At 49.7% G+C, this 24,508-nt stretch carries 27 protein-coding genes; 8 read left to right on the top strand and 19 right to left on the bottom strand.

Going from position 1 to position 24,508, the window contains the following annotated elements; translation table 11 throughout:
• Positions 1-189: 189 nt before the first annotated feature.
• The 3 genes from BLQ88_RS23615 to BLQ88_RS23605 are packed head-to-tail and all read right to left on the bottom strand — an operon-like array spanning position 190 to position 2,570.
• The gene (locus tag BLQ88_RS23615) at positions 190-693 is read right to left on the bottom strand and encodes a hypothetical protein (protein ID WP_090155089.1); all 504 of its coding nucleotides are present in this window, start codon (positions 691-693) and stop codon (positions 190-192) included.
• The gene (gene mreC / locus BLQ88_RS23610; RefSeq protein ID WP_090155087.1) at positions 690-1,532 is read right to left on the bottom strand and encodes a rod shape-determining protein MreC; all 843 of its coding nucleotides are present in this window, start codon (positions 1,530-1,532) and stop codon (positions 690-692) included. The genes BLQ88_RS23615 and mreC overlap by 4 nt, the downstream gene beginning before the upstream one ends.
• 12 nt (positions 1,533-1,544) lie before the next feature.
• On the bottom strand, positions 1,545-2,570 hold the full coding sequence (locus tag BLQ88_RS23605; RefSeq protein WP_015813280.1) for a rod shape-determining protein: 1,026 nt from the start codon (positions 2,568-2,570) through the stop codon (positions 1,545-1,547).
• Between the two features lie 261 nt (positions 2,571-2,831).
• Between BLQ88_RS23605 and BLQ88_RS23595 the strand changes: the two genes are divergently transcribed.
• From BLQ88_RS23595 to BLQ88_RS23585, 3 genes are read left to right on the top strand one after another with little or no spacing between them, the layout of a single operon-like run.
• Positions 2,832-4,334, top strand: a complete 1,503-nt coding sequence (locus BLQ88_RS23595; RefSeq protein ID WP_090155084.1) for a GH3 auxin-responsive promoter family protein — start codon at positions 2,832-2,834, stop codon at positions 4,332-4,334.
• Positions 4,335-4,357: 23 nt separating this feature from the next.
• Positions 4,358-5,518: a 1-deoxy-D-xylulose-5-phosphate reductoisomerase gene (locus tag BLQ88_RS23590; RefSeq protein WP_090155082.1), complete on the top strand. Its 1,161-nt coding sequence runs from the start codon at positions 4,358-4,360 to the stop codon at positions 5,516-5,518.
• On the top strand, positions 5,519-5,968 hold the full coding sequence (locus BLQ88_RS23585) for a hypothetical protein (RefSeq protein WP_090155080.1): 450 nt from the start codon (positions 5,519-5,521) through the stop codon (positions 5,966-5,968).
• 74 nt (positions 5,969-6,042) lie between these two features.
• On the opposite strand, the gene BLQ88_RS23580 is transcribed toward BLQ88_RS23585, so the two are convergent.
• From BLQ88_RS23580 to BLQ88_RS23550, 7 genes are all read right to left on the bottom strand, one after another.
• Complete coding sequence (locus BLQ88_RS23580) at positions 6,043-6,807, bottom strand: glycosyltransferase family 2 protein (protein WP_090155078.1); 765 nt, start codon at positions 6,805-6,807, stop codon at positions 6,043-6,045.
• 38 nt (positions 6,808-6,845) lie between these two features.
• Positions 6,846-7,676 (bottom strand): glycosyltransferase family 2 protein, encoded by an 831-nt coding sequence (locus tag BLQ88_RS23575; RefSeq protein ID WP_090155076.1) that lies wholly within the window; start codon positions 7,674-7,676, stop codon positions 6,846-6,848.
• 9 nt (positions 7,677-7,685) lie between these two features.
• Positions 7,686-7,910, bottom strand: a complete 225-nt coding sequence (locus tag BLQ88_RS23570; protein ID WP_090155074.1) for a DUF2283 domain-containing protein — start codon at positions 7,908-7,910, stop codon at positions 7,686-7,688.
• Between the two features lie 2 nt (positions 7,911-7,912).
• Positions 7,913-8,152: a hypothetical protein gene (locus tag BLQ88_RS23565; protein WP_090155072.1), complete on the bottom strand. Its 240-nt coding sequence runs from the start codon at positions 8,150-8,152 to the stop codon at positions 7,913-7,915.
• Positions 8,153-8,169: 17 nt separating this feature from the next.
• Positions 8,170-8,988, bottom strand: a complete 819-nt coding sequence (locus BLQ88_RS23560; RefSeq protein WP_090155070.1) for a phytanoyl-CoA dioxygenase family protein — start codon at positions 8,986-8,988, stop codon at positions 8,170-8,172.
• A gap of 96 nt (positions 8,989-9,084) precedes the next feature.
• Positions 9,085-10,020 (bottom strand): glycoside hydrolase family protein, encoded by a 936-nt coding sequence (locus BLQ88_RS23555; protein WP_090155068.1) that lies wholly within the window; start codon positions 10,018-10,020, stop codon positions 9,085-9,087.
• Positions 10,021-10,053: 33 nt separating this feature from the next.
• Entirely contained in the window at positions 10,054-10,935 is an 882-nt protein-coding gene (locus BLQ88_RS23550; RefSeq protein WP_090155066.1) for a class I SAM-dependent methyltransferase, read from the bottom strand.
• A gap of 186 nt (positions 10,936-11,121) precedes the next feature.
• Here BLQ88_RS23550 and BLQ88_RS23545 point away from each other — a divergent pair, with 186 nt between their 5' ends.
• Positions 11,122-12,315 carry a M20 metallopeptidase family protein gene (locus BLQ88_RS23545; RefSeq protein WP_090155064.1) on the top strand — a complete coding sequence of 398 codons (1,194 nt, stop codon included), beginning with the start codon at positions 11,122-11,124 and terminating at the stop codon, positions 12,313-12,315.
• Here the strand turns inward: BLQ88_RS23545 and BLQ88_RS23540 are convergent.
• Together BLQ88_RS23540 and BLQ88_RS23535 are read right to left on the bottom strand one after the other, a co-directional pair.
• Positions 12,278-13,039 (bottom strand): polyprenol monophosphomannose synthase, encoded by a 762-nt coding sequence (locus BLQ88_RS23540; RefSeq protein ID WP_090155062.1) that lies wholly within the window; start codon positions 13,037-13,039, stop codon positions 12,278-12,280. The genes BLQ88_RS23545 and BLQ88_RS23540 overlap by 38 nt on opposite strands.
• Positions 13,040-13,094: 55 nt before the next feature.
• Entirely contained in the window at positions 13,095-13,454 is a 360-nt protein-coding gene (locus tag BLQ88_RS23535) for a DUF4296 domain-containing protein (protein WP_090155060.1), read from the bottom strand.
• 84 nt (positions 13,455-13,538) lie between these two features.
• On the opposite strand from BLQ88_RS23535, the gene BLQ88_RS23530 reads away from it, so the two are divergent.
• From BLQ88_RS23530 to rnhB, 4 genes are read left to right on the top strand one after another with little or no spacing between them, the layout of a single operon-like run.
• A complete protein-coding gene (locus BLQ88_RS23530) occupies positions 13,539-14,426 on the top strand; it encodes a DUF58 domain-containing protein (protein ID WP_090155058.1) in 888 nt (295 codons plus the stop codon).
• Positions 14,419-15,345, top strand: coding sequence for a hypothetical protein (locus BLQ88_RS23525; protein WP_090155056.1), 927 nt, complete (start codon positions 14,419-14,421; stop codon positions 15,343-15,345). The genes BLQ88_RS23530 and BLQ88_RS23525 overlap by 8 nt, the downstream gene beginning before the upstream one ends.
• A gap of 13 nt (positions 15,346-15,358) precedes the next feature.
• Positions 15,359-16,378 (top strand): VWA domain-containing protein, encoded by a 1,020-nt coding sequence (locus BLQ88_RS23520; RefSeq protein ID WP_090155054.1) that lies wholly within the window; start codon positions 15,359-15,361, stop codon positions 16,376-16,378.
• Positions 16,378-17,004: a ribonuclease HII gene (gene rnhB / locus BLQ88_RS23515; RefSeq protein WP_090155052.1), complete on the top strand. Its 627-nt coding sequence runs from the start codon at positions 16,378-16,380 to the stop codon at positions 17,002-17,004. Before BLQ88_RS23520 ends, rnhB begins: the two co-directional genes overlap by 1 nt.
• On the opposite strand, the gene BLQ88_RS23510 is transcribed toward rnhB, so the two are convergent.
• The 7 genes from BLQ88_RS23510 to BLQ88_RS23480 form a co-directional block, all read right to left on the bottom strand.
• A complete protein-coding gene (locus BLQ88_RS23510) occupies positions 16,965-17,498 on the bottom strand; it encodes a DUF2480 family protein (RefSeq protein ID WP_090155050.1) in 534 nt (177 codons plus the stop codon). The genes rnhB and BLQ88_RS23510 overlap by 40 nt on opposite strands.
• 73 nt (positions 17,499-17,571) lie before the next feature.
• Positions 17,572-18,267 (bottom strand): tRNA (adenosine(37)-N6)-threonylcarbamoyltransferase complex dimerization subunit type 1 TsaB, encoded by a 696-nt coding sequence (gene tsaB / locus BLQ88_RS23505; RefSeq protein WP_090155048.1) that lies wholly within the window; start codon positions 18,265-18,267, stop codon positions 17,572-17,574.
• Positions 18,268-18,309: 42 nt separating this feature from the next.
• Positions 18,310-19,962: a S41 family peptidase gene (locus tag BLQ88_RS23500; RefSeq protein WP_090155046.1), complete on the bottom strand. Its 1,653-nt coding sequence runs from the start codon at positions 19,960-19,962 to the stop codon at positions 18,310-18,312.
• Positions 19,963-19,968: 6 nt separating this feature from the next.
• Entirely contained in the window at positions 19,969-20,385 is a 417-nt protein-coding gene (locus BLQ88_RS23495) for a ribonuclease P protein component (RefSeq protein WP_090155044.1), read from the bottom strand.
• 97 nt (positions 20,386-20,482) lie between these two features.
• Complete coding sequence (rpmH, locus tag BLQ88_RS23490) at positions 20,483-20,641, bottom strand: 50S ribosomal protein L34 (RefSeq protein ID WP_015813300.1); 159 nt, start codon at positions 20,639-20,641, stop codon at positions 20,483-20,485.
• A gap of 244 nt (positions 20,642-20,885) precedes the next feature.
• Positions 20,886-21,110: a hypothetical protein gene (locus tag BLQ88_RS23485; RefSeq protein WP_229212818.1), complete on the bottom strand. Its 225-nt coding sequence runs from the start codon at positions 21,108-21,110 to the stop codon at positions 20,886-20,888.
• A gap of 223 nt (positions 21,111-21,333) precedes the next feature.
• Positions 21,334-24,450, bottom strand: a complete 3,117-nt coding sequence (locus BLQ88_RS23480; RefSeq protein ID WP_090155040.1) for a sensor histidine kinase — start codon at positions 24,448-24,450, stop codon at positions 21,334-21,336.
• Positions 24,451-24,508 lie beyond the last annotated feature (58 nt).

The following is a 24,508-nucleotide window of genomic DNA, read 5'->3' as shown; positions in this document are numbered from 1 at the left end:
CTCCAATTCGTACAAATTAAAATTTGATAAACGGGTAAATGGAGCGTCCTAACTGCCCTTATTTGACGATAAAATTAAAAAGAGCCAGGATGAGTGATGTGCCTCCCAAACGGTGTCGCCTCCTATCGTTAATTTAATGTTAATACATCAAATTTCGAGCCAAAAAGCAGGTTCGGTCAAAATGTCATGCTAGCGTTTGGAGAAGAGTTCCAGCAGAATAATGAGTACGGTTGTGAAGAGTGCGCTGGCACCGATGCGGATCAGCGTGTAAAGGATCATTCCAAAGTTGTTCATCTCCATTAAAAACAGCATGGAATGATGCAGCAGGATCAGCGGGAAAATGTACGAAACAAATTGGCCGAACCCCTGCACACGTATGCCTACCTCCGCGCGCTCGGCCCCGCGCGACTTCATCTGGTAATGGATCAGGAATGGCCTGAGGTAGGCGATCAGTACCGTCGCCGAGGCGTGCATGCCGAACGTATTCGAAAAAACATCGACAATAAAACCTACTGCGAAGGCAATGAGCAACGTATACATGCGGTCCATGTCTGCGGGCAGCAGCAGAATGGGCGCAATGTAAATGAAACAGAACGCGTAGTTGAACAGCACGATATTCCGCATGAAGAAGATCTGCAAAAACAGGTAAAGCAGGATCATCAGGGAATATTGTATCGCCTCGCGTAAGCTCATTTTTTCAGTTCTATGGTTCTTGCTTTAAGGTTTTCCTGTTCTACAAGTTGGTGATTTTGTACCACATACACGTATGACAGGTTCCGGAAGTCGGTAGCCAGTTTAAGCACGATATTGTAAAAAGTCTGGTTCGGGTTCACGGCCACGCTCTGTACTTTCCCGACCATAATGTTCGGCGGGAATACCGAGTTCTGGTCCGACGTTACCGCTGAGTCACCCTTGTAAACTTTGGTATACTTCGAAACATCGATCATATCGATCAGGTTAGGATCTTTTCCGTCCCATTTCGCATAACCGATTTCTTTGCTCCGCACGAGCTTGGACGACACCATGAAATTCGAATGCAGGATCGAGGTAATGACCGAGTAATGCTGCGAGCAGAACCGCACCTTACCCACCACGCCGGTGGCTGAAATGACGCCCATACCCGGCTTGATGCCATGCGCCGTGCCTTTGTCGATCGTAATCACGTTGTTGGCCTTGTTCGTTTCGTTGTCCACCACTTTGGCAACCGTGTAGCTAAACCGCGCCGCGAATGCAGAATCGGGTACATAACCCGCCGGCAACTGACTTGAATTGGTCTGGCTCAGCCGGGCAACCTGCGCATGCAAATGCGCATTCTCGCTCGCGAGGTCGGCATTGATCTCGTCGAGCTTGGTATAATCCCGCACCGAGTTCGAAAATGCGAGCGTTTTGGCCACGTAATAATTCGAAGTATTGAAATAGGTAGCTCCCCAGTAGGTGTTGTTGCGCACGATCATCCAGACACTGAGCACTTCCAGCAACACAAAAACCAAAAAGAAACGATTCCGGACAACGAAATCAACGAGTTGGAGCATGGGTTAAATGTCCTACGAAATCAGCACAGGCTTGTATAGTTCGAGGTTTTTGAGGACTTCCCCGGTACCTTTTACAACCGCCTTCAACGGATCGTCGGCGATGTGTACGGGGAGCTTGGTTTTCTGAGCGATACGTCTGTCGAGGCCGTGGATCAATGCGCCGCCGCCTGTGAGGTAAATACCGTTTTTGAAAATGTCCGCAGAAAGCTCTGGTGGAGAAATTTCGAGGGCTTTCATCACGCCCTCTTCAATTTTGGAGATCGATTTATCGAGAGAATAAGCGATTTCGCTATAAGTAACGCGGATTTCCTTTGGAATACCCGTCATAAGGTCACGGCCGCGGATCTGGTAGTCGTCCAAAGGCACTTCCAGCTCGGGAGATGCGGAACCGATGGCCATTTTGATCAATTCGGCAGAACGCTCACCGATCAGCAGGTTGTGCTCGCGGCGCATGTAATCCACAATATCACGTGTGAAAACGTCACCGGCAATGCGTACCGACTGCTCGCAGACGATACCCGACAATGCGATAACCGCGATTTCCGTAGTTCCACCGCCGATATCGACGATCATCACCCCGTTAGGCTGCGTAATGTCGATACCGATACCGATCGCCGCGGCGATAGGCTCGTGAACCATATATACTTCCTTCGCGCCTGCATGCTCGCAGGAATCCTTTACCGCCCGTTTTTCAACTTCGGTAATTCCCGAAGGAATACAAACGACCATGCGATGGGAAGGAGTGAAGAAACGACTGCCGGTATCGATCATTTTGATCATCCCGCGGATCATCATTTCAGCTGCCGTAAAGTCGGCAATCACCCCGTCTTTCAGCGGACGGATCGTCTTTATATTCTCGTTCGTTTTCTCATGCATTTGCATTGCTGTGTGCCCGATCGCCAGCACTTTGCCGGTGGTTTTATCCATAGCAATGATCGACGGCTCATCAACAACAACAGTATCTTTATGGATGATCAAAGTATTGGCAGTACCCAAATCAATCGCAATATCGCTCGTCAAAAAATCAAACAATCCCATATATATTTTTAAAAACTTTTAGCCCACTTTGATTTCAGGATGGCAAAATTACAGATTATTAACCACAAACAAAGGCATTTAAAAAATTTCGGTATATGGTATCCGAAGGGCGTAAAACTAGTTGCAAACGGGTTTTCAAGCGGCTATGGGATGCGCTTTCAAACGGCGTTTGCAACTGGTTTTGCAACCGGGTTTCCATCCGGGTTTCCAACCGGGTTACAATCATGGAATTTGTAATTCCTGCGTACATTTGTTTTCACTATGGGAATCAGATCAGTTTTGAGCAGGCCGCTGGCCCGTTACATTGTCAAACAACAAAGGGAATGGATCGCGCGAAGTGTTGAGGTCCAGGAAAAATGGAGGTCGGAGCTGGTAAATAAGGCCACCGACACGCAGTTTGGAAAAGACCATTTCTTCAAAGACATTCATAGCTATTCCGATTTTCGGGAAGCCGTTCCGGTGCACGATTATGAGGACCTGAAACCTTATGTGGAGAAAATAAAATCCGGGGAAAGTGATATTTTATGGCCGGGCAAGCCATTATACTTTGCCAAAACATCAGGTACCACTTCCGGTACCAAATACATCCCGATTTCCCGGGACTCTATCTCCAATCATATCGACTCGGCACGCAATGCCATTTTGACGTATATTGAAGAAACTCAAAAGGCTGATTTTCTGGATAATAAGCTAATTTTTCTCTCCGGCAGCCCGATACTGACAGACACCGGCGGGGTACTGACAGGCCGCCTGTCAGGCATTTCCAACCACCATGTGCCGGGTTACCTGCGCTCGAACCAACTTCCGAGCTATGAAACAAACTGCATTGAAGACTGGGAAACGAAGCTGGAAAAAATCATAGACGAGACGATTGACCAGCGCATGTCGCTCATTTCGGGTATTCCTCCCTGGGTGCAAATGTATTTCGACCGCATTATTGAACGGACGGGCAAGAAGATTAAGGACGTTTTCCCCGATTTCTCGCTGTTTATTTATGGAGGTGTCAATTTTGAGCCGTACCGCGCCAAATTGTTCGAATCCATCGGCAAACCGATCGATTCCATTGAGCTATACCCGGCTTCCGAAGGCTTTTTGGCATACCAGGATAAGCAAGGCGACGAAGGCCTGTTGCTTTTGCTCGATACCGGCATTTTTTTCGAATTCATCCCGGTAGAGAACTACTTCGATGAAAACCCGCGCCGATTATCCATCGGTGAAGTGGAAGTAGGGAAAAATTATGCGGTGATTGTCAATAACAATGCGGGATTGTGGGGATACTCGCTGGGCGATACCGTCAAGTTTGTCTCTACTGATCCTTACAAGGTGTTGGTGACCGGGCGTATCAAGCATTTCATTTCCGCATTTGGCGAACACGTGATCGGTGAGGAGATCGAAAAAGCATTGAAATACGCATTGGAAAGGCATTCCGAAACCGAAGTCGTGGAATTGACAGTGGCGCCAATGGTAAATTCGGCCGACGGTGGACTTCCTTACCACGAGTGGCTGGTAGAATTTGCCACCCGGCCGAATGATATGGAGCAATTCGCGAACGACCTCGACCGCAGGCTAACCGAGCTGAACATTTATTACAAAGACCTGATCACCGGAAGCATCCTGCGCCGCCTGGAACTTACGCCGCTGCGCAAGAACTCGTTTATCGACTTTATGCGCGCCAACGGCAAGCTCGGCGGCCAGAACAAGGTACCGCGCCTTTCCAACGACCGCAAGATCGCCGACGAGCTGACGCAGCTGAACAAAATTTGACCGAACCTAACTGTGAGAATGCAATGAAAAAAAGAGTAGCCATTTTAGGTTCGACCGGTTCTATCGGCACCCAGGCCCTAGAAGTGATCGCGGCCCATCCGGATCATTTTTCGGTATCGGTGCTTACCGCAGGCGGCAATGCGGATCTGCTGATCGAGCAGGCTGTGAAATTCAAGCCGGAGGAGGTTGTTATTTGTAACGAGCAGCATTATGAAAGGGTGAAAGCCGCCCTTTTTCCATTCAATATCAAAGTGTACAGCAGTGCGTCGGCATTGGTTTCGGTTGTGGAATCGGATCATGTGGATGTGGTACTGACGGCCATGGTGGGCTACGCAGGCCTTTTACCGACCATTCATGCGATCAAAGCTGGAAAGGACATTGCATTGGCGAACAAGGAAACGCTGGTTGTTGCCGGTGAAGTGATTACCGCATTGGCAAAACAGTATAATGTCAGTATTTACCCGGTCGATTCGGAGCATTCGGCTATTTTTCAATGCCTGGCCGGTGAGCAGGACAATGCAATCGAAAAGATCATATTAACCGCATCCGGCGGTCCGTTCCGGGGCAAAGACCGGGCATTCCTCGCGCACGTCACGAAGGCGCAGGCACTCAAACACCCGAATTGGAGCATGGGCGCGAAGATTACCATCGATTCGGCGACGTTGATGAACAAAGGGCTGGAAGTGATCGAAGCGAAATGGTTGTTTGATCTGAATGCTTCGCAAATAGACGTGATCGTGCATCCGCAGAGCATCGTGCATTCGCTGGTGCAGTTCGAAGACGGGAGTATCAAGGCGCAAATGGGCCTTCCCGACATGAAATTGCCCATTCAATATGCCCTTAATTACCCGCTGAGGCTGAAATCGGATTTCCCGCGGTTCAATTTCATCGATTACCCCACGCTCACATTCGAAAAGCCAGACCTGGAAACTTTCCGTAACCTGGCCATCGCTTATGAAGCCTTAGAAAAAGGCGGAAACGCCGCTTGCATAGTGAATGCGGCCAATGAAATTGCCGTTGACGCATTCCTGCACGACAAGATTGGTTTTCTGGATATTTCAGACGTTATTGTCGAGAGCCTTGCCAAAATCGCTTTTGTCGGGAATCCTTCAATCGACGATTACGTTCAGACGAACGAGGCCACAAGGCGTTTTGCTTCCGAAATGATACAGGTTAAAGTCTAAATGAAAACCACCTTTTTGAAATACCTGTCTGTTGCGCTTGCCAGTACATTGAAATTCTTCGGAGGGCCGATTGCGGGGGTTGTGCTAAAACTGACCTGGATTGAAACCGCCCTTTGCTCGGCTGTGGGCATGATGTTCAGCGTATTTGTGCTCACTTACCTCGGTGGCGCGATCCGTAACCTCATTCAGAAGCGGAGAAAATCGCCCCCAAAAAGATTCACAAAAACCAACCGCATTGCCGTCAATATCTGGCGCAAGTTTGGTATCGTAGGCATTGCATTCCTGACGCCGCCGCTGTTCACACCGCTATTCGGGCCGATTCTGGCCGTCGCATTCCGTGTACCCAAGGGTTCGATATTCTTCTGGATGTCGGCCAGCGCGCTCGTATGGGGGCTGGCGATCTCCTACATCGCCCACAAAATGACATTTATCCAGGAGTGGATTAAATAAAGCGCAGGCCAGCTAGGCGCCGCCGGTCAGGCGCTGCTAGTCAGGCGCGGCCGGCTAAGCGCGGCCTGCCAGGTTTACCGGCTGACTTCCTTCTTAGGCGCAGCGGTTTTCTTCATGAAATCGCCTCGCGAGAAGTATTTTTCAATCAGGCAGTACATCAATATAAAGAAGTACCGGCTGCCCATTTCCTTGATTTTCAGCTTCGATTCGCCGAATTTCCGGTTGGTCCAGCTATTGGGCACCACGGCGTAGTTATAGCCGCGTACCATCGCTTTGAGGGGAAGTTCAATGGTTAAATTGAAGTGGGGAGCTAAAAAAGGCTTGATACCTTCGATCGTTTCGCGCTTGTAGAGCTTGAATGCATTGGTGGTATCGTTGTATTTAATGCCCATTACCATGCGTACAATGGCATTCGCTACCCGGTTAATCACCTTTTTCAACGCAGGATAATCGATTACCCTTCCGCCTTTTTCCCAGCGCGAGCCGAAAACGCAGTCGTAATCGCCTTCCAGCATTTTGTAATAAAACTTCACGAGGTCCTCGGGATCGTCGGACATATCGGCCATGAAAACGGCCACACAGTCGCCTTTGAAACGCTCCAAACCATAGCGCACCGCATAGCCGAAACCGTTAGGGCCGGGATTGGTGTAATAAACCAGCGTAGGAATTTGAAGGGAAAGCTCGTCGAGTACACGCAATGTCCCATCCTTCGAATTGTCGTTGGTGACGCATATTTCGTGGGGGATATTGTACTTATTTAATGTATTGTGTAACGACACAAGCGTGTGAGTAATCGATTCTTCTTCGTTATATGCTGGTATTACGACGCTTAGCTTCATAAATGTATTTCGTGTTAAACAGTACAAATTAAAGATTATTAATTCGAACTGCCAATTTTTTCAAGGCTGGCAAGAAGCTCATCGTAACGTTGCAGGGTTTGGGTAACAGTCGCATTATAGCGTCCGTCGAGCCATTTGCCCACGTTTTCGAACATCTCCCTTCTGTTTTGTAAAAATTTCAAATTCGTGTGCGCGTGTACATTGCTCAGGCCCGCGCTATGCTTGCGGTAGACGCCCATGACGTCGGGTAAGTATCCGATTTTGCCTTTTGCAGCGAGCTGAAACATGATCGCCCAGTCGCCGGCAGCTGCTTTGGCATGCCATTCTGCAAAATCTTCGGTTAGAAACTGATTCCGGTAAACCCAGCTGGCCGTGGCCATAAACCATCGGTCTTCCAGCAAATCTTCCATTGTAGAAACCGCCTTCTGATCAGCCGCATTGAAGAAATGCGAAGGAGATCCATCTTCATAAATGACTTCCATATTATGATGGCAAACGGCGTAATCGGGGTTCTGATCAAGGAAATCGACCTGTTTTTGGAGTTTCAATGGATCGGTCCAGTAGTCGTCGCCTTCGCACATGGCTACATATTCGCCTTTGCAGGCTTTCAGCAGTTGCAGCACATTGTTACGTCCGGCAAACTCGCGCGGCTCTTTCGGCCCCTGGTTTTCAGAATGCAAAAAAGCCCGGATTATGCCAGGCTTTTCTGCATCATATTGACGGATAATGTCCGGCGTCGCGTCGGTCGAAGCGTCGTCCCCGATCACTATTTCAAAATCAAAGCTGGTCTGCTGCATCAGCGCGCCTTCCAGCATTTGGTCTATGTATTGCTCGTGGTTGTACGTCGGGACGCAAACGGAAAGTTTCATTGAATGGTATTAAATGGCGACTAGTTGTTTAATGGAATCGCCATTGATCTGTTGGAAAGATAAGCCGTGCACATTCGTGAACGATTTTGCATGTTCAATCGTCATCGATACCGGATTGCCGTTTTCATCTAGATCGACGAGCATATTCTCATTCAGATCATCAGTGGCTACAACCTCATTCTGGTTGAAAATGAGCAACAACGTATCCGTATCTTCAAAATATCGAATGTCCATAGCTAGTTTCCCGGTTTAAATGATCTGTCAAAGAATGCATTATGAACTGTAACGCCGTCTTCGAGCAGAACGATGCGCAAATACTTTTGGTTCTCGGCAATTTTAGCCCAACGCCTTATCCGGCCGTCTGATTGGATTTCTTCCTTTTCAGGAAAGTTGAAAACGTGCTCGATCCATTCCAGCTTGATTTCCTGACGATCCGGCCGCTCCCGTGTGAACAGAAAGTACTGCGTAAACTTCATCGGCCGGATTCATTTTATTAGCTGAACACTTCCTTCAACTGCTCCACGGTTGGGAAATCCGGCGTTACGAGCTCGGTTTCGGGCTTGTAAATGTACGCCATCGGGTAGCCGCGCTCGATGAAGGTTGGTTCGTCGAGGTTATTGTAGCGCAGCTGCACCGACCAGCGGATGTTGTTGGTGGTGTTGTTGCCCGACTGGTGGATCAAAAATGCCGAGAAGATCAGGATGTCGCCCACCTGGAATTCCGTTTGAACAAAATCTTCATCCTTTAACTCAACCGTAATGCCTCCCTGATAACCGGAAGTCGTAGATGCCTGCAAGCCGATCTTGTGGCTGCCCGGGATCACCTGCAATGCGCCGATATCCGCGCCGGCGTCTACCATCGGGAACCAGATCACCGCACTATCCAGCGAGCCCTGGCCGGTACGCCAGTCCTGGTGCGCGTCGAGTTTCCAGTGCTTGCTGCCGTCTTTCGACAAAAAGCGGCTGTTGAACTGCATCGCCGCACGTGCACCGATAATAGGCGCCGAAAGGCCTACGTCTTTCAACAGGTTTTCAATCACCGGATCTACGCCCAGGCGGTGCAGCGAGAATGAATGCTGTACCGTTTTGCCCGTACTCACAAATCCATCGAAATCTTTTTCGAAAAACTCGAACATCGCGTTCTCGAAGGTATCCTTGTCGTCGATATCGACGGTTTTGCCCGTTACGCGTTTAATTTGCGTCGCGAAAATCTGGCGGGCTTCGGTGTATATTGCATTAATGACGTCCTTGTCGAGTTGGTTTCTTAAAAGGACATAACCATCGCGGTTGAACTGCTCCTGAAGTGTACTCATTGTGCGATCACGTTTGTGACATTTAATGGTGATTTCTTCAAAATTATCTCGCCATTGTTGCTGAGGCTATGACTAGCCTCAGTTTGATTCAGAATATTAATCTTCCCAAACCGCATAACCAAAACCCGCCGCACCGAAGCCATTACCATTATAAAGCAGGTAACGCTTGCCGTTGTGCTGGTAGAAATTGGCGTAATCGATCATTTCGTAGTCGAAATCTTCCGGGTTGTCGGATTTCGCGATGCCTACCAAATGGTCTTTGCGTTCCCAGGTCGTGCCGTCGGCCGACTCGGCGTAGCCCAGGCGATAGCTCTGGTTGCGGTCGGTGCGGTAGTCGCGGGAGTGGCGGTAGGAATAGTACATTTTGTAAATACCATCTTCCTTAAATACGCTCGGGCGGCCTACTGCGTGCAGGAAATCGTCGAAATCCAAGGTAGGAATGTCGCTGATCTCCCAATGGATGCCGTCTTTCGAAGTCGCCGACTGTGCGCGGTAGTAAGGCTCGGGGTAGTCGTGGATGACCTCGCATTTGTGGCCCGAAATGTACCACATGCGCCAGGTACCATCGTCGTCGATGAGTACGGAAGGCTGCGCGGCCCAAAGCGGGTTTTGAATGCTGCGGTCCATAATGGGCCCGCGGAACATCTTTTTGAATGTCAGACCGCCGTCGTGGCTTACTGACAGCCCCATTGATAAACGGTAAGAATTGTGAGTGCGGTTCCAGCCGGTGTAGTAGAGCCAGATGTCGCCGTTTGGACGGTCAACAAACCAGGCGGGCATGGCGCCGGTTTCGTCGTATTCGCCCGGGCCACCGAGTTCGAGCACGGGGCGGTCGTGTACGTAAAGGATCTTTTTGGGATCATCGTAATCCACGTCGATGAACGTCGGCCGCGATTGCGTGCTGTTATCCCTCGTCGAGAAATAGATCCGCAGAAAATCCTTGTGTTTATAGGCAAATGGCACCTGGGCATGGCTCTGACTGTGCGCCAGACTGCCGTCAGGTTTATAAATAACTCCTTTTTTAACCCACATTGGAACGTTGAATTTTTGGTATTGAAAATTGGCTTAGTCGACTGCTTTTTCAGCACGAATGCGCCAGTTATCAACGAAATCTTTGCCCGGGATCGGCAGATCGATATCCACTTCCGGTGCTTTGGCCGTAACACGGTATTCCATTATGTAAAATGCATTACCAAACACATAATGCAGCTTGAAGTTCTCGATATTGGCGGGTACGTCCTCAATCGGCACTTCGGCACGGAAAAGCGGGTTTGCTTTCAACAAAGTAGCGTAAGTAGGAGTGTCCCGAAGCCACGGGGCCACGCTTTCATCGCCTACTACTACTTTTCCACCGGGTTTCACTACGCGGGTCAGCTCGTCGAATGCGCGTTTGCGCTCCGAGAAAGTGTTAATGCCGCCGAAATGGAACACAGCGTCGAAAGTATCGTCCGGGAAAGGCAGGTAAGAGCCATTTCCGAGGAAATAATGCACGTTCAGGTCACCGGTATCGAGTTTTTCCTGCGCCAGTTTCAGCATGTTAGGCGAAAGGTCAGAAAGAACCGCGGTTCCGCCCGGTCTTACTTTATCCAGAATCAATGCAGAGTCCTTACCGGTTCCTGCACCTACTTCGAGCGCTTTCATACCGGGTTTCAATTCCATCAGATCGATGAAAAAGCGACGGGTAGCAGCTTCGTCGGAATGGTTCAGGGTTTCGAAAACCCAGGAAACGCCGCGGTCGTAACGAAGGAAAGCCTGGTCGTACAAGTATTGTTCGCGGGCATCTTCGGGTAGCAATTCTTTGGGATACAGCATGTTGACAATGCCTGTGTCGCCAACTTCATAAACAGTTCCGTCTTCGCTTTTGAGAGATTTACCGTCTTCGGCTATTGTTAAAGGGGTTCCTGTGCGTGGGCAAACCAGTGATTCTAAAAACTCCTGTTGATTCATTTTTGCGTGTCTGATTGATTCATAACCGGTCAAAATTACCCTTTTTCTTTGGAACACCAGCCAATGCGGGCCGCGTTCTTAGCAAATGGGCGATGTGTTTTTCTGTTGCATGGCAACGATACCGTGCCATTTTTTTATTATTACCTTTGAATGTTTTGTAAAGACAACCCGTAGTACTTCAATATCATGTCCCAGCTTCAGGAAAAAATCAAAGCGCTTGCCAAGGATCAGTCGCAAGACATTATTGCCCACCGCCATCACCTGCATAGTAACCCCGAGTTATCATTCGAAGAGTTCAAAACGGCCAAATACGTTGCATCCGAGCTGACGGCCATCGGTCTGCAACCCGAAGAGGGCATTGCCGGAACCGGTGTGGTAGCGATTATCGAAGGGCGCAATCCGGGTAAGAGGATCGTCGGCCTGCGCGCCGATATGGACGCATTGCCAATCCTCGAAGCGAACGATGTTCCCTACAAATCCACCGTCCCGGGCGTAATGCACGCATGCGGGCACGATGTGCACACGTCATCGCTCCTGGGCACGGCGCGTATCCTGCACGCATTGCGCGAGGAGTTCGAGGGGACCATTAAATTGGTATTCCAACCGGCAGAGGAGAAAGCACCGGGCGGCGCATCCCTGATGATAAAAGAAGGTGTGCTGGAAAATCCAAGACCAGCCAGCATGGTAGGCCAGCACGTGGCGCCGAATATTCCGGTGGGCAAAATCGGCTTCCGCGAGGGAATGTACATGGCCAGCACCGACGAGCTGTATCTGACGGTAAAAGGTAAAGGCGGCCACGCCGCGGCGCCGCACCAGCTGGTTGACCCTGTGCTGATGGCATCGCACATTATAGTAGCATTGCAGCAGATCATCAGTCGCAACCGCAACCCGGCGAACCCATCCGTATTGTCATTCGGCCGTTTCATTGCCGATGGCGTTACGAATGTGATCCCAAATGAAGTGACCATTCAGGGAACATGGCGGTGTATGGACGAGGAATGGCGGGAGGACGGCCTGCGCCGCATGAAGAAAATGGCCGAAAGCATCGCCGAAGGCATGGGCGGAAGCTGCGAGTTCGAGATTGTCAAAGGTTATCCATTCCTGAAAAATCACCCTGAACTCACACGCCGCACACGCACAGCAGCGGTAGGTTATATGGGCGCCGAAAACGTCATCGACCTCGACCTTTGGATGGCGGGCGAAGACTTCGCATTCTACTCACAAGTCGTGGACTCATGCTTCTACCGACTCGGAACGCGCAATGAGGCACGCGGAATTATCTCCGGCGTGCACACACCTACATTCGATATCGATGAAAGCGCACTCGAAATTTCGACCGGCCTTATGAGTTGGCTGGCAATTTCTGAGCTGAATGCTTAGGGATATACCTTTTGAAATAACTGTTGATTTTCAACGTGATCACACCAAAGATAGCTTCCTTGAAAATGCCTTTCGACATTTTTGAGGCGCCTTTGGTGCGGTCGGTGAAGATGATAGGCACCTCGGTAATGCTGAAACCGTATTTCCACGAGTTGAACTTCATCTCGATCTGGAATGCATAGCCGATGAAACGGATATTGTCCAGATTGATCGTGTTCAGCACTTTGGCGGTGTAGCAAATGAAGCCGGCGGTAGGGTCCATGATCGGCATTCCGGTGATCATCCGGACGTAATATCCTGCGAAATAGGACATTAACACCCGATTGATAGGCCAGTTCACCACGTTCACACCCGTAATATACCGCGAACCTACCGCCACGTCGTGGCCTTCGTTGGCGCACGCATTGTAGAGGCGCACAAGGTCTTCCGGCGGATGCGAGAAGTCGGCATCCATTTCGAAAATATAATTATACCCTTTTTCGAGCGCCCATTTGAAGCCGTGGATATAAGCGGTACCCAGGCCCAGTTTTCCTTTTCTTTCTACCAGGTGCAGGCCCGAAAACTCCTTCATTAACTCCTTGACGATCCCTGCGGTGCCATCCGGCGAGCCGTCGTCTATAATCAACAGATCGAATGGATGTTTCAGGCTAAAAACCTTCCTGATGATGGCTTCAACATTTTCAAGTTCGTTGTAGGTAGGGATAACTACAATGCAATCGTTCACAGAAATTGTCCAGTTTAGAAGTTAAATGCGTAGTATAGAGCGCGATACAAAAATTTCAGAGCTTAATATTATTATTTTTCTCCCGATCCTCAACTTTCTTGTTCACTTTTTCGTAAATGGTCGTCATGCGCTCGGGATGGCTCATGTAGTAAGAGTAGCTTTCGCGATAGGCCGTGGTATCAACCTTATGTTTTTTCCAGATATCAGTTTTCAAACGGTTGAAGATCATAAGCGACGAATCGAGCGATTTCAGCTGTAATCGGTTCACGCGTGCCTCGGCGAGGTGGATGTCGGTCAGGATGACGGCCATTTTTTCTTCGGACAATGTCCCCTTAGGCGGTTTCTCCTCTTCGGAGCAGGCCGAAAGCAGCAGCAAAAAAAGCGCCAGAAGGCTTATACCGGTCGTGAATTTCATGGCAGGGCGTAGCTTACTATCAAAATACCTATCTTTGTTTTAGGTACACCAGACGACAAAGGTGGTGATTTTTTTGCAAAACTTATGTTTGAGCAGTTCCTGGGTAAGTTAAGGAAGTATGAAATCCGGATGCGGAAAGCGGTGACCAGCGAGCGTCACGGCAATTTTCACTCGGTATTCAAAGGGTCCGGCCTGGAATTCGACGACCTGCGCTTGTACCAGTACGGCGATGACGTGCGGGCGATCGACTGGAACACTTCTGCGAAAGGCCACGGTACATTTGTCAAGATTTTCAAAGAGGATAAGGAGCAGACGGCGTTTTTTATGCTCGATGTGAGCGCGTCGCAGCAGGTAGGGGAGATCAAGAAGCTGAAAATCGATATTGCAAAGGAAATATGCGGGGTGTTGACCCTGTCGGCCATTCAGGAAGCGAGCAGGGTAGGTTTGCTCTGTTTTTCGGATAGAAACGAACGTTACATTCGCCCGTCCGACGGTATGAAACATGGTTACGGCCTCATTTCGGAGCTTTACAAGCTCGTTCCCGAATCTACCAAAACCAATATCGCGGAAGCTATTCTCGTCGCATTGAATGTGCTGCGCCGCCGGAGCCTGATATTCCTGATCTCCGATTTTATCGACAACAATTACCAGCATAACCTCAAAGCGCTGGCCCGCAAGCACGATTTGATCGTGATCCATTTGTACGATTCGCGGGAGGTGAACCTGCCAGGACTGGGCATTATTCCGCTTTACGATGCGGAAAAGAAGACCACCGTTTGGGTGAACACGTCTTCGCGCCAGTACCGCGAGGAAATGGCCAACCGTTTCGGCAAACGCAGCGCAGAATTGCAACGGTTGTGCCACCAGAACCGCGCCGACTATATTTCCATCAATACCCAGGAAGATTATGTGCCGGCGCTGATCCATTTGTTTAAAGTGAGGCGTTATACCAAAAGTTCGGCCAATGGCTAGGGTCTTTCAGGTAATCTTTTCGGTGATTATGGGAATTCTGCTGTGCTTTTCGGGCATGGCGGGAGACGCGCGCAAGCAGCGTATGAAGCCGAAAGGCATTTTCCTGACCGACAGCCTGGAAGTAGGGAAGCCGGTTTATTTTTCACTCAGCGTACGCCACAGCCCCGAATCCGAGATCTTCTTCCCCGACAGTACATTCGATTTTGCACCTTTTGAATTGGTATCCCAAAGAACTTTCGTGTCCAGCACCGACGCCCGCGGCACACTCGACAGCGCAGTTTACCACCTCATTTCCTTCGACGTTTCGAAGGTTCAACGGCTCCGCTTGCCGGTTTTTGTATTCCAAAAGAAAGACTGCACAGCTGTTTACACCGCGCCCGACTCGGTTTTACTCATTAAAAACAACAATATCGATCTCCGGAAAAAGCCGGTATTGAAAGAAGAGGCCCGACTGGTACCGCTCAGCAGCGAGTTCAATTTTTCAATGCTGATCGGCTCGATGGCGTTGATTATCGGCGTGGTAGGGAGCATTTACTGGGTTTTTGGGCGGGATATTTACAAGCAATGGCAGTTGCTCAAATTGCAGCGCCGGCACCTCGAATACGTGCGCTCGTTCAACCGCCTCATGCGCAGCGCGCGCGAGAAGAGCAATATCAAGGATGCCGAAAAGGCCATTATCATCTGGAAAAACTATTTGGAAAGGTTGGAGAAAAAGCCCTTTGCTACTTACACTACCCGCGAGATTATCGACAACATGCCCGACGACGCACTGGCCGACGCATTGAAAAACATGGACAGTATCGTGTACGGGCAGAGCCGGTCCGGGAATATGGATCAGTACCTGGAAGTGCTCAAAACCGGTGCTACCCGCCTGTACCGCGCCAAAAGGAAGTTTGTACTCGATAACCCCGTCGCATAACCCTGGTCATTGAATGGAGAATTGGTTTTCACTGGAATGGTTCGGGTACAATGCGCTGCGGTCGTATGAATGGGTTTATCCCTATTTCCTCTATTTGCTGCCGCTGGTGCCGTTCCTGTTCTGGCTTCGGAATGCATTGCACCGCAAGCACAAGCAGCGGCTCACAATCACTTACACGTCGGTAACCGGTTTCCGCAGCTGGCTTACATTGCTGCGGTTTGTACAGCCGGTATGTGTGGGGCTGGCCATTTGCTTTATTCTAATGGCATTAGCACGGCCGCAGGTGGTTTCGGAGCGGAAAGACCAATATTCCGAGGGTATCGACATCATGCTGCTGCTTGATATTTCGGATTCGATGATCGAGAAGGATTTAAGCCCTAACCGCCTGGAAGCCGCCAAAAGAATGGCCCGCCAGTTCATTAAAGGCCGTTTGCAGGACCGTATCGGGCTGATCGTTTTTGCGGGAGAAGCGGTGTCGCTCTGCCCGCTTACGACGGATTATGAATTATTATACGGCTTTCTCAACGAGGTAACGCCGAGCCTCATCCCCACGCCCGGTACCGCTATCGGCAGCGCATTGGCAGTGGCGGTGAACCGGATGCGCGACACGCCGGGAGAAAGCAAGGTGGGCATCCTGATCAGCGATGGCGATAATACTTCGGGTAACCTCGGTCCCACCACTTCCGCACAGCTTGCCAATGCATTCGGCGTAAAGGTGTACGCGATTTCGGTGGGCCGGCCCAAAAAAATGTCGAAAGCCGATACTACGGCCAATGCAGGGGCATTAATGGATGAAGGAGAGCTGCAAAATATTGCGGGAATCGGGAATGGGAAGTATTTTCGTGCTACCGATAATACCGCGCTTGAAACGGTTTTTAAACAGATCGACCAGCTCGAAAAAGTGAAATCACGCGATGTGCTGTCGCGGGATGTGAAGGATTACTACCGCGTTTACCTCTATTGGGCAGTTACATTGCTGCTGGTGGCGATTGGGACGAAGAGTACATTTATGGCCAATATTCTGGAAGATTGATGCTGAAAGCTTATTACAATATCGACGCCGTCGAGGCAGGGTTGGATGAAGTGGGAAGAGGCTGTCTGGCCGGGCCGGTAGTGGCCGCGGCGGTGATATTGCCGCGCGATTACAGGCATTCATTCCTCAATGATTCCAAGCAGCTCACCAAAGCGCAGCGTCTGGATCTGGAAAAAGAGATTATCAGGGAGTCGATCAGCTGGGCTGTGGCTGAGGTAGATAATGTCGAAATTGATAAAATCAATATTCTGAAAGCGAGTTTTCTGGCTATGCACCGCGCGGTGGACAAGCTGCGGGTACGTCCGGAGCATTTACTCGTCGATGGCAACCGCTTCACGCCTTACCCGATGATCCCGCACACCTGCATTATCAAAGGCGATGCGCATTACCTTTCCATTGCGGCGGCTTCGGTTTTGGCAAAAAATTACCGGGACGAGCTGATGAGCAACCTGTCCCGGCAATTCCCGCATTATGGCTGGGAGCAGAATGTAGGGTATCCGACCATCCATCACCGCAAAGCAATCGTGCTGCACGGCCCTTGTTCCTACCACAGAATGACTTTCAAACTGATTAAAACGGAGGAAGATCAGTCGGTGGAGGAAACGGAAGATTTGGGCTTTTTATAGAGCGGTACCGTGCTGCAAGGCTCGCCGAACATCAGGCTTTGCACAACCGGTTTCAACAACTTGCTCACCGCTACATAAGCCGAAACAGGCACTTCTACTTTACTACAACCTTTCACTACCACGCGTTTTCCTGCAAATTCTTCTGCGTTCAGCTTACTGATGGCGTCGGCGAAAAGTTTGTCTTCCAATGCATTCAAATCACCGAAAACGAATGCATTTGCATAAGGTTCGAGCTGAACGGCGAGGAGCATATAGGCCCAGGTGGGTACAATCGCGTCCTCGGAGCAGATAATCGCTATATTTTTGCCCTGGTACTGAGCCCAGTCGTGGCTTTTGAGAAAGTCGCGGAAGTCTTTTTCCCGCAGGATCATGCCCTGCCAGAGGTTGTCTTTGATATCGTAAACAATGCGTTCGCCGGGGTGGTAGAGCTCTTCGAGATCGAGTGAGACAATGCCGCTGGTGGCAACCCGGTTTACTATTTCGTCAGTTTCCATGCTTAAAATCCATTTACAAAAAGGCTAACAACAAAATGCGGGCGATTGTTTGACAAACCTGTAAAATCGTCGATTACTGTACGAGCGTGCTGGCTTTCCGCGGCGCGGGCGACATGAAATCTTTCAGATAATAGGGCTCAAATGTTGCTACATCCTCAAATTGCCCATTTGCAAAAGCTAATGCGCCCAGCTGGCCCACTGTTTTGGCTGACGGTTTGATATCAATTTCAGGAAAAACCGCATTCGCATGCTGCCCGAACAACGGCTTGCATTTAGCCGCGCCATCACCGAAGAAAACGACCTTATTGGTCGCCAGCAGGTTTTCAAATGAGTTTTCAGTCAAAATCACAGCCTGCGTTTCCTGCACGAATGCATTGTTTTCATCCAGTACCGCCGCGTAAACTTCCATCCGCCGCGCATCGATCATCGGGCAGAACAAATGGCCCGGATAGAACGGCGCGAGCTGTAAAGCCATTGCCTGCAAGGTATTAATGGCGATCAGCGGCTTATCCAATGCATAGCAGAGGCCTTTCGCGGTCGACACGCCCACGCGCAGGCCTGTATACGAGCCCGGGCCTTTCGCGACCACGATCGCGTCGATGTCCGAAAGTGCAAATCCCGCGTGCGTCACGCTGTCGCGCATGAGCGTGGTGAGCATTGCGGACGAGGATTTGTCGGTAAAAAGGTCGTAAGCTGCCAGCAGGCCGGTGTCGTTGTGCACGGCCACCGAGCATCCGCGGATCGATGTGTCGATACTTAATAGAAGCATATAAAAACAAAAAGCCCGCCGCGAGCGACGGGCCGGGTGGTATTATTTCTTTTTCAAAATCTGGCTGTAACGGGCCGGGTCTTTGAAGAGCGCCAGCGCCGCTTTCACTTCGGGATCTTCGTTGAAAGACGCTTCCCGCATGCCTTTTTCCAGGTAATAATGCTTGATAATTTCTTCTTCGAGGATTTTTTTGATCTCCGGTTTGAAGATTTGCAGATCGTTATCTTTGCTGTGTGAAAGCTTGGATTTCAATGCTTTTAGTTGATCCTCAATCACTTCCAGAGATTTTTCCTTTTTGGCCGAGGCTTCCAGGTCTTTCAGGTCGCGCTCCACTTGCGTAGTGTAATCGTATTCCTTATCGCCCAGCCATTTTGTAAATGCGGCATAATCGGCGTCGGTCAGTTGGAATTCTTTTGCGGGCTTAATGGTCGGATGTTCGAAATGATATTTCACCGCGTAGTCGAAGAACAGGCGGTTACGTCCGAGCGAAATGGCCAGTGGCGAGAAGCTTTCCTTTTCCGTGATAATGTCGGGCAGGATACCGCCGCCGTCGAACACCGCCCGACCGTTTTTCGTCTTGAATTCGGTCATGAGCGAATCGGGAATCTTGCCCACGCTGCCGTCGTCGTTGCGGTGGCTGTAATCGATCGCCTGGATGCACCGGCCGCTCGGAATGTAGTATTTGGCGGTCGTGATCTTCATTTTGGTATTGAATGAAAGGTCGCGCGTGGTTTGTACGAGGCCTTTTCCATAAGTCCGCTGGCCGATCAGCACGCCGCGGTCATAATCCTGGATAACACCGGACACAATTTCTGCTGCCGATGCACTGCGGTTGTTGGTCAAAACCACCACTGGAATTTCTGTATCGAGCGCCGGATTGTAAGCCGTGTAGGTTTTGTTCCATTCACTCACTTTTCCTTTGGTCGAAACCACTTCTTCGCCTTTTGGAATGAATATGTTCGAGATTTCAATCGCCATATTCAGCAATCCGCCCGGGTTGTCGCGCAGGTCGAGCACGACGGATTTCATGCCTTTGCCTTTCAGCTCCTGGAATGCATTGCGTACCTCGCGGGAAGCTGTTGCGGTGAAGTCTTTCAGATCGATATAACCCACTTCCTCGTTCAACATGCCGTAGTAAGGCACATTGGTCACCTTCACGATGTCGCGGTTCAATGTAATTTCCAGCGGCTTGGTGTTGCCGTAGCGTTTTACGGTGAGTTTGACAGCCGTTTGAGTCTGGCCTTTGAGCAGTTTGCCGGTATCGAAATCCTCACGTGTCGAAAGGTCGATGTCGTTGATTTTGGTGATCTCGTCGCCGAGCTGCAAACCTGCTTTCTGCGCAGGGGTATCTTCATACACCATCATCACGGTATGCTTGCCATCCGCGGAGTTGACCATCGCCCCAATGCCGTTATACTTGCCGGTGGTCATGGTCATGTAATCCTCGATGTCGTCCTCGGCGTAGTACACAGTGTACGGGTCGAGCGAGCGCAACATATTGTCGATGCTCGTCTTGATCAGCAGGTTAGGATTGATCTCATCGACATAATACGCATTCAATTCCTTGAAAAGCGTAGCATAGATGTCCAGATTTCGCGCTATTTCGAAAAGACGGTCGTCGTGACGGAATGAAAAGAATGCGAGCCCGCCCACAACGGGAGCAGCCAGCAAAATGGAACGAAGATACTTTTTCATCTATGTTCAGGAATTGGATTGTTCTTTGGGAAAGGCAGGCGGCAGTTTTTCAAGCTTTCTGAGCGACTGCTTCATGGCCGTTTCAATAACGTCATAGGAAGTTATTTCTTTTGCAAGATACAAAAAAGCAATGTAGGAAGGGCGCGTTTCGGCGGGTAATGCCAGAAGCGCGGATTTGTGCAGGCGGTAAGCCTCGCGGCACCGGCGGCGAATCAGATTGCGGTCGACCGCTTTCTTGAAATTCCTTTTGGAAATGGAGAAAAGTACTTGTGGAAGAGGTTCGGGCGACTGCTGGTCATACATGTACAGCACCCTGAATGGATAAAGGTAGAACGTCTGAACCTCCGGGCTGCCTTTTTTGAAAAGCCTGCCGATGATACGGAGGTTACATAACCGCTCGCTTTTACCAAATGTCTGTTTCAAGTTCTTGTAGAAAAAAATGTCTGATAAGTTTGTGGTTACCAAACTTATCAGACTATGGAAGACGAAAGCGTCCTCTACTCAAACCTTCAAGCGCTAATTATTGCTTGTGACGTTTTTCGTCAGAAACAGTCAGTTTCCAACGGCCTTTTTTGCGACGGCCAGCCACAACTTTGCGTCCGTTTGCAGTGGACATTCTCTCACGAAATCCGTGCTTGTTTCTCCTCTTGCGATTCGATGGTTGAAAGGTACGTTTCATCTCAGTATCAAATTATTGCGATATAAATCTCTGTCTACCCGTAATTTTGGCTTGCAAAGGTAGACAAAAAAATTATTCAAGTCAAAATTTCTGTATTTTTTTCAGAAATAGTCTGTTAGCAAGGCTATTCCCGAACATTATAGGCGTATCGCCACTGGCGTGAATGCAAAAGGAACCACTAAAAAATGGGAAGAGCGTGGCAAAAAATGCCGGACAAGCAATCGTGCGCAGGAAGCCGCCGGGCCTAGGCCGACATCAGGTTGTAAGCCGAGTAATTCTTCGTAAAAGATTCGCGGACATCATCGATCTGATGTGTCAAAAGCCAGGTTCTGAAACGGATTGCGTCCTCTGCCTCGTGGTGAACGATACGTCCGCCTGAAAGCAGAAGTGTAAATGTCTTGTGTGTTTGCAGAAAACGCCGGATTTGCGCTGCACTATGTTCGAAGCCGGAGAAATAAGGGTTTGTCATAATCATATTCGCATGGCATCATGAGTAAATCAACGGCAAGATACAACATTGTAGGTGTTGTTGTATAAAATTGTAGAATAAATTTACTTCTTGCTATTAATTTTTTCCAAATATAATGCAAAACCTGTAAAACAATATGTCACCGATAGCAAATAAATTTTTCGTTTCTATTTTTATCAGGTTTGAGGAATGAATTGATACTGACAGTAATAAAGTCGCGAGGCTACTGTAACCGGTCGCTGGCTTGGGCTGTGTCGAACACCAGATGGAATTCGCAGCCGCTGTCGTGGTTGTCGACAAAAACGGAAAGATTGATCAGGCGCGCCACCTCTTTTACGATTACCAGGCCGAAACCTTTCGGCGACGCATTGCCATAGGAATCGGAATGCGCCGAGGCCGGATTGTTAAACCATTCCCTGACTTCCGGGTCGATTCCCTTGCCGGAGTCGGCAATGACGAGATGTACCGACTGGCTGGTAACCATCGAAAAAATGCGGATCTGGCCGTTGCGGGCGTATTTGCTGGCATTATCGATAAGGTTATGGATCACCACCGAAAGCAATTCCGGGTTGGAATGGACAGTGAGACCCGGCGGCACGTCATTCGACACATCATTATTGTAAAGCTGAAATACCTTTTCAAACAATATCAATTTCTGTGCGATCAGCTCCGAAAGGTTCACGTGCGATGTTTCCACCTTGTTATGGTAAAGCGTCGTCCGAACGTAGCTAAGCAGGTTATCCAGGAAGTTGGTCATCTGCACAAGGCTCTGTTCCAATGCATTGCCTACCTGGTTCAGCATTTCGCGCTCGCCCATTTCGTTGAGTTTCGGAATCTGTCGCGACGCCTGCGTGACGTATTTGAGCGGCGCGCGTACATCGTGCGTGATGGACGCGATGAGGTGCGCCTGGATGTTCAACTGGCGGCTGAGCTCGTTTTGGGACTCTTTCAATGCGGCCGTCCGTTCGGTTACGGCGCGTTCTAGGTCTTCGTTCCGTTTTTCGATCGAGCGCGTGCGCCATTTGAAAAATGCATAAGTACCGAGCACCAGCAAGCCCAGGAGCAATGTCCTGAACAACCAGGTTTCGTACCATTTCGGGGCGATGAAGAATACCAGCCGTTTGGTAGTATAATTATTCGGCCCGAACCCATTCAGTTTCCGGATCGCGAGCACATACCGCCCGCTGCCAAGCCCGTTGAAAACAATCTCGCCGCCCTCGCGCACAGGCAGCCATGAGCCATGCTGCTCGCGGCTTGTCAGCTGGTAATCGATCTGCACATTGTCCGGATGTCCGAAGTAGGGCGTTGAAAGCGAAAACTTGATAAATTCAAAGTCGTTGTCGAGCTGTAAAGTATCGCCCTTATCCACGCGCTTGCCATTGTATTCGATCCGGTCGATCAGGAGGGGTTTGTCGGGCAATTGCGGACGAATGGTAGCAGGATTGAAATAGACAAGCCCGCTGATGGAAGGCATCGAGAACTGCCCGTCGGGCAATACCATCGTGCAGGGAATGCAGCCGCCGTTGAATTCGTTTGTCGGGAAACCGCTTTCGTAGTCGTAATACAGGTAGTAGAGGTTTTTATCGGGCTGCCTGGCGGACGCGAGCAGGTCGTTGGCTTTCATTTGGAACAAGCCTTTGTTGGTAGGTACCCAAAAGTAGCCGTTCTTGTCCTCGGTAATGCAATGCGCGGAGCTCAAATGCCTTTTTCTGTCTGTGGGAAAAAGCGTGGCGTGGTTGTATTTAATCAAAAATAGGCCTTTGCCGGAGATAGTTCCCCAAACCTCCATTTCGCCGGCCGCGCGCCGCAAAAGCAACGAATGCACAGACCTGTTCCCGAAGTTTCGAATCTTTTCAAAGCGGTAACCCGGAAATGTATACCGGTATAGGCCGGAGCTCGTAGCCATCCAGAAAATGCTTTGATTCGGATGGGATGTTTTGTCTTGTAACAGGAATGTAATGTGGACATTCAATCCGGCAACTTTGATAAAGGTCCATTTGAACGTTTTCATATCGAACCTTTGCAGAAGCCCGTCCCGGTGCCCCAGCCAGAGGTTGCCGTCCAGGTCGACGTAGGAAATGCATACGTCGTCGCCGATATGCCATTTGCCCAGCAACCGGGTGTCTTGCTCATTGAAGAGGAAAGCCGTATCCCTTTTGTAGCCCCAGATGTAGCCGGTCTTTGTTACAAACGGACCCCAGCTTTTGAACTTATCCGCGGCCAGAGGGCTCGCTTCCGCTTTCGAAGGGATATCGTACGTGCCGAAATTGGTAAGTATATAGCGTTTTTTGTACAGGCTTTGTTCATGAAAGGAATAGCCCTCGCTGTTCTGAAAAGCGGAAAATTGCTTTTTAGTAAAAACAAATAACCCCTTGGTATGGCTGCCGAGAAGCAGTAACCCGCTACTCTTATCGTAAAACGAGCTGATAATTTTATTCTCGCTGGTATCGAATCCTTCGAGCAGCAAGGTGGTGCCGAAAGTATCGCGGCCTATGATATCGACATTGAAAATTCGGCCGCCGGAAGCCAGTAACAGTGTTTTGGAGAAGGTATTCCAAAGGATTTCCAGGCCCGCACTTTTGCCAGCATGGCCTTCCAAGATATCGCCAGTGATCGTTACCGGATGCTTCCCGCCGCGGTCGACGCGGTAAATGCTTGCATTAAGTCGGTCGAAATGGTACAAATCCTGGCCGATTGTGAAATAGTCAATCACTTTTTTGGAAGAAACCTGCGCTCGGTAGGCCAGTTTGCCTTTTTGAAAGCAAGTAACACTGCTTGTGTCGCACAGATAGTGGTTGCCCGGCGAAACCGGGAGAATGGCGCCCTTCCAGTAATAATCGTAAATGTGCCGGTTGGTAAGTTCGAAGGCCATGCAATAGCTTTTCTCGACAGCACTGTACGAATTCAGCTTTTTGAAGTCCTTTTTGTATAAATCGGTTTTCGTCAGGCGCCCACCTGAAACTTTATAGGCCTCATCTCCTTCGAGGAGAATATAGGGCCATTCGTCCGAAAGGCTACGGAAGCTCTGTATGGCGCGATTGGAGTAAAACTTTGCGTTGGAGCTGTTGAAAATATGGAAATTTCGGCCGTCGAACCGCGCCAGGCCATCTTCGGTCCCAAACCAAAAGAATCCCGCATCGTCACGGACAATTGTTTTGATGCTGTTCTGCGGCAAACCGGTTTCGGCTGTATAATGTTTGAGACTGTATTTGTCGGATTTGAATGCGACTTCTTGTGCTTGCGCGGGGGGAAGTAATTGGCTTAAAAAGAAGAAAATGCACAGGAGGTAACGCTCCATGAATGCATTGGTACGGAAGGTCAGGGAAATAGAGCGGTTCATCGATACTTCGTCAAAACGGCGGCTCCAAAATAGTGCAAATAATCCTTGCCCTGCCACT

The sequence above is a fragment of the Dyadobacter soli genome, assembly GCF_900101885.1.
Taxonomy (GTDB): Bacteria; Bacteroidota; Bacteroidia; order Cytophagales; family Spirosomataceae; genus Dyadobacter; species Dyadobacter soli.
This window is presented reverse-complemented; position numbering and strand designations above follow the sequence as displayed.

Bases quoted from the DNA above. Each gene is read 5' to 3' on its own strand.
- BLQ88_RS23615 (WP_090155089.1), bottom strand. From the start codon at position 693: ATGAGCTTACGCGAGGCGATACAATATTCCCTGATGATCCTGCTTTAC.
- mreC (WP_090155087.1), bottom strand. From the start codon at position 1,532: ATGCTCCAACTCGTTGATTTCGTTGTCCGGAATCGTTTCTTTTTGGTT.
- BLQ88_RS23605 (WP_015813280.1), bottom strand. From the start codon at position 2,570: ATGGGATTGTTTGATTTTTTGACGAGCGATATTGCGATTGATTTGGGT.
- BLQ88_RS23595 (WP_090155084.1), top strand. From the start codon at position 2,832: ATGGGAATCAGATCAGTTTTGAGCAGGCCGCTGGCCCGTTACATTGTC.
- BLQ88_RS23590 (WP_090155082.1), top strand. From the start codon at position 4,358: ATGAAAAAAAGAGTAGCCATTTTAGGTTCGACCGGTTCTATCGGCACC.
- BLQ88_RS23585 (WP_090155080.1), top strand. From the start codon at position 5,519: ATGAAAACCACCTTTTTGAAATACCTGTCTGTTGCGCTTGCCAGTACA.
- BLQ88_RS23580 (WP_090155078.1), bottom strand. From the start codon at position 6,807: ATGAAGCTAAGCGTCGTAATACCAGCATATAACGAAGAAGAATCGATT.
- BLQ88_RS23575 (WP_090155076.1), bottom strand. From the start codon at position 7,676: ATGAAACTTTCCGTTTGCGTCCCGACGTACAACCACGAGCAATACATA.
- BLQ88_RS23570 (WP_090155074.1), bottom strand. From the start codon at position 7,910: ATGGACATTCGATATTTTGAAGATACGGATACGTTGTTGCTCATTTTC.
- BLQ88_RS23565 (WP_090155072.1), bottom strand. From the start codon at position 8,152: ATGAAGTTTACGCAGTACTTTCTGTTCACACGGGAGCGGCCGGATCGT.
- BLQ88_RS23560 (WP_090155070.1), bottom strand. From the start codon at position 8,988: ATGAGTACACTTCAGGAGCAGTTCAACCGCGATGGTTATGTCCTTTTA.
- BLQ88_RS23555 (WP_090155068.1), bottom strand. From the start codon at position 10,020: ATGTGGGTTAAAAAAGGAGTTATTTATAAACCTGACGGCAGTCTGGCG.
- BLQ88_RS23550 (WP_090155066.1), bottom strand. From the start codon at position 10,935: ATGAATCAACAGGAGTTTTTAGAATCACTGGTTTGCCCACGCACAGGA.
- BLQ88_RS23545 (WP_090155064.1), top strand. From the start codon at position 11,122: ATGTCCCAGCTTCAGGAAAAAATCAAAGCGCTTGCCAAGGATCAGTCG.
- BLQ88_RS23535 (WP_090155060.1), bottom strand. From the start codon at position 13,454: ATGAAATTCACGACCGGTATAAGCCTTCTGGCGCTTTTTTTGCTGCTG.
- BLQ88_RS23530 (WP_090155058.1), top strand. From the start codon at position 13,539: ATGTTTGAGCAGTTCCTGGGTAAGTTAAGGAAGTATGAAATCCGGATG.
- BLQ88_RS23525 (WP_090155056.1), top strand. From the start codon at position 14,419: ATGGCTAGGGTCTTTCAGGTAATCTTTTCGGTGATTATGGGAATTCTG.
- BLQ88_RS23520 (WP_090155054.1), top strand. From the start codon at position 15,359: ATGGAGAATTGGTTTTCACTGGAATGGTTCGGGTACAATGCGCTGCGG.
- rnhB (WP_090155052.1), top strand. From the start codon at position 16,378: ATGCTGAAAGCTTATTACAATATCGACGCCGTCGAGGCAGGGTTGGAT.
- BLQ88_RS23510 (WP_090155050.1), bottom strand. From the start codon at position 17,498: ATGGAAACTGACGAAATAGTAAACCGGGTTGCCACCAGCGGCATTGTC.
- tsaB (WP_090155048.1), bottom strand. From the start codon at position 18,267: ATGCTTCTATTAAGTATCGACACATCGATCCGCGGATGCTCGGTGGCC.
- BLQ88_RS23500 (WP_090155046.1), bottom strand. From the start codon at position 19,962: ATGAAAAAGTATCTTCGTTCCATTTTGCTGGCTGCTCCCGTTGTGGGC.
- rpmH (WP_015813300.1), bottom strand. From the start codon at position 20,641: ATGAAACGTACCTTTCAACCATCGAATCGCAAGAGGAGAAACAAGCAC.
- BLQ88_RS23485 (WP_229212818.1), bottom strand. From the start codon at position 21,110: ATGACAAACCCTTATTTCTCCGGCTTCGAACATAGTGCAGCGCAAATC.
- BLQ88_RS23480 (WP_090155040.1), bottom strand. From the start codon at position 24,450: ATGAACCGCTCTATTTCCCTGACCTTCCGTACCAATGCATTCATGGAG.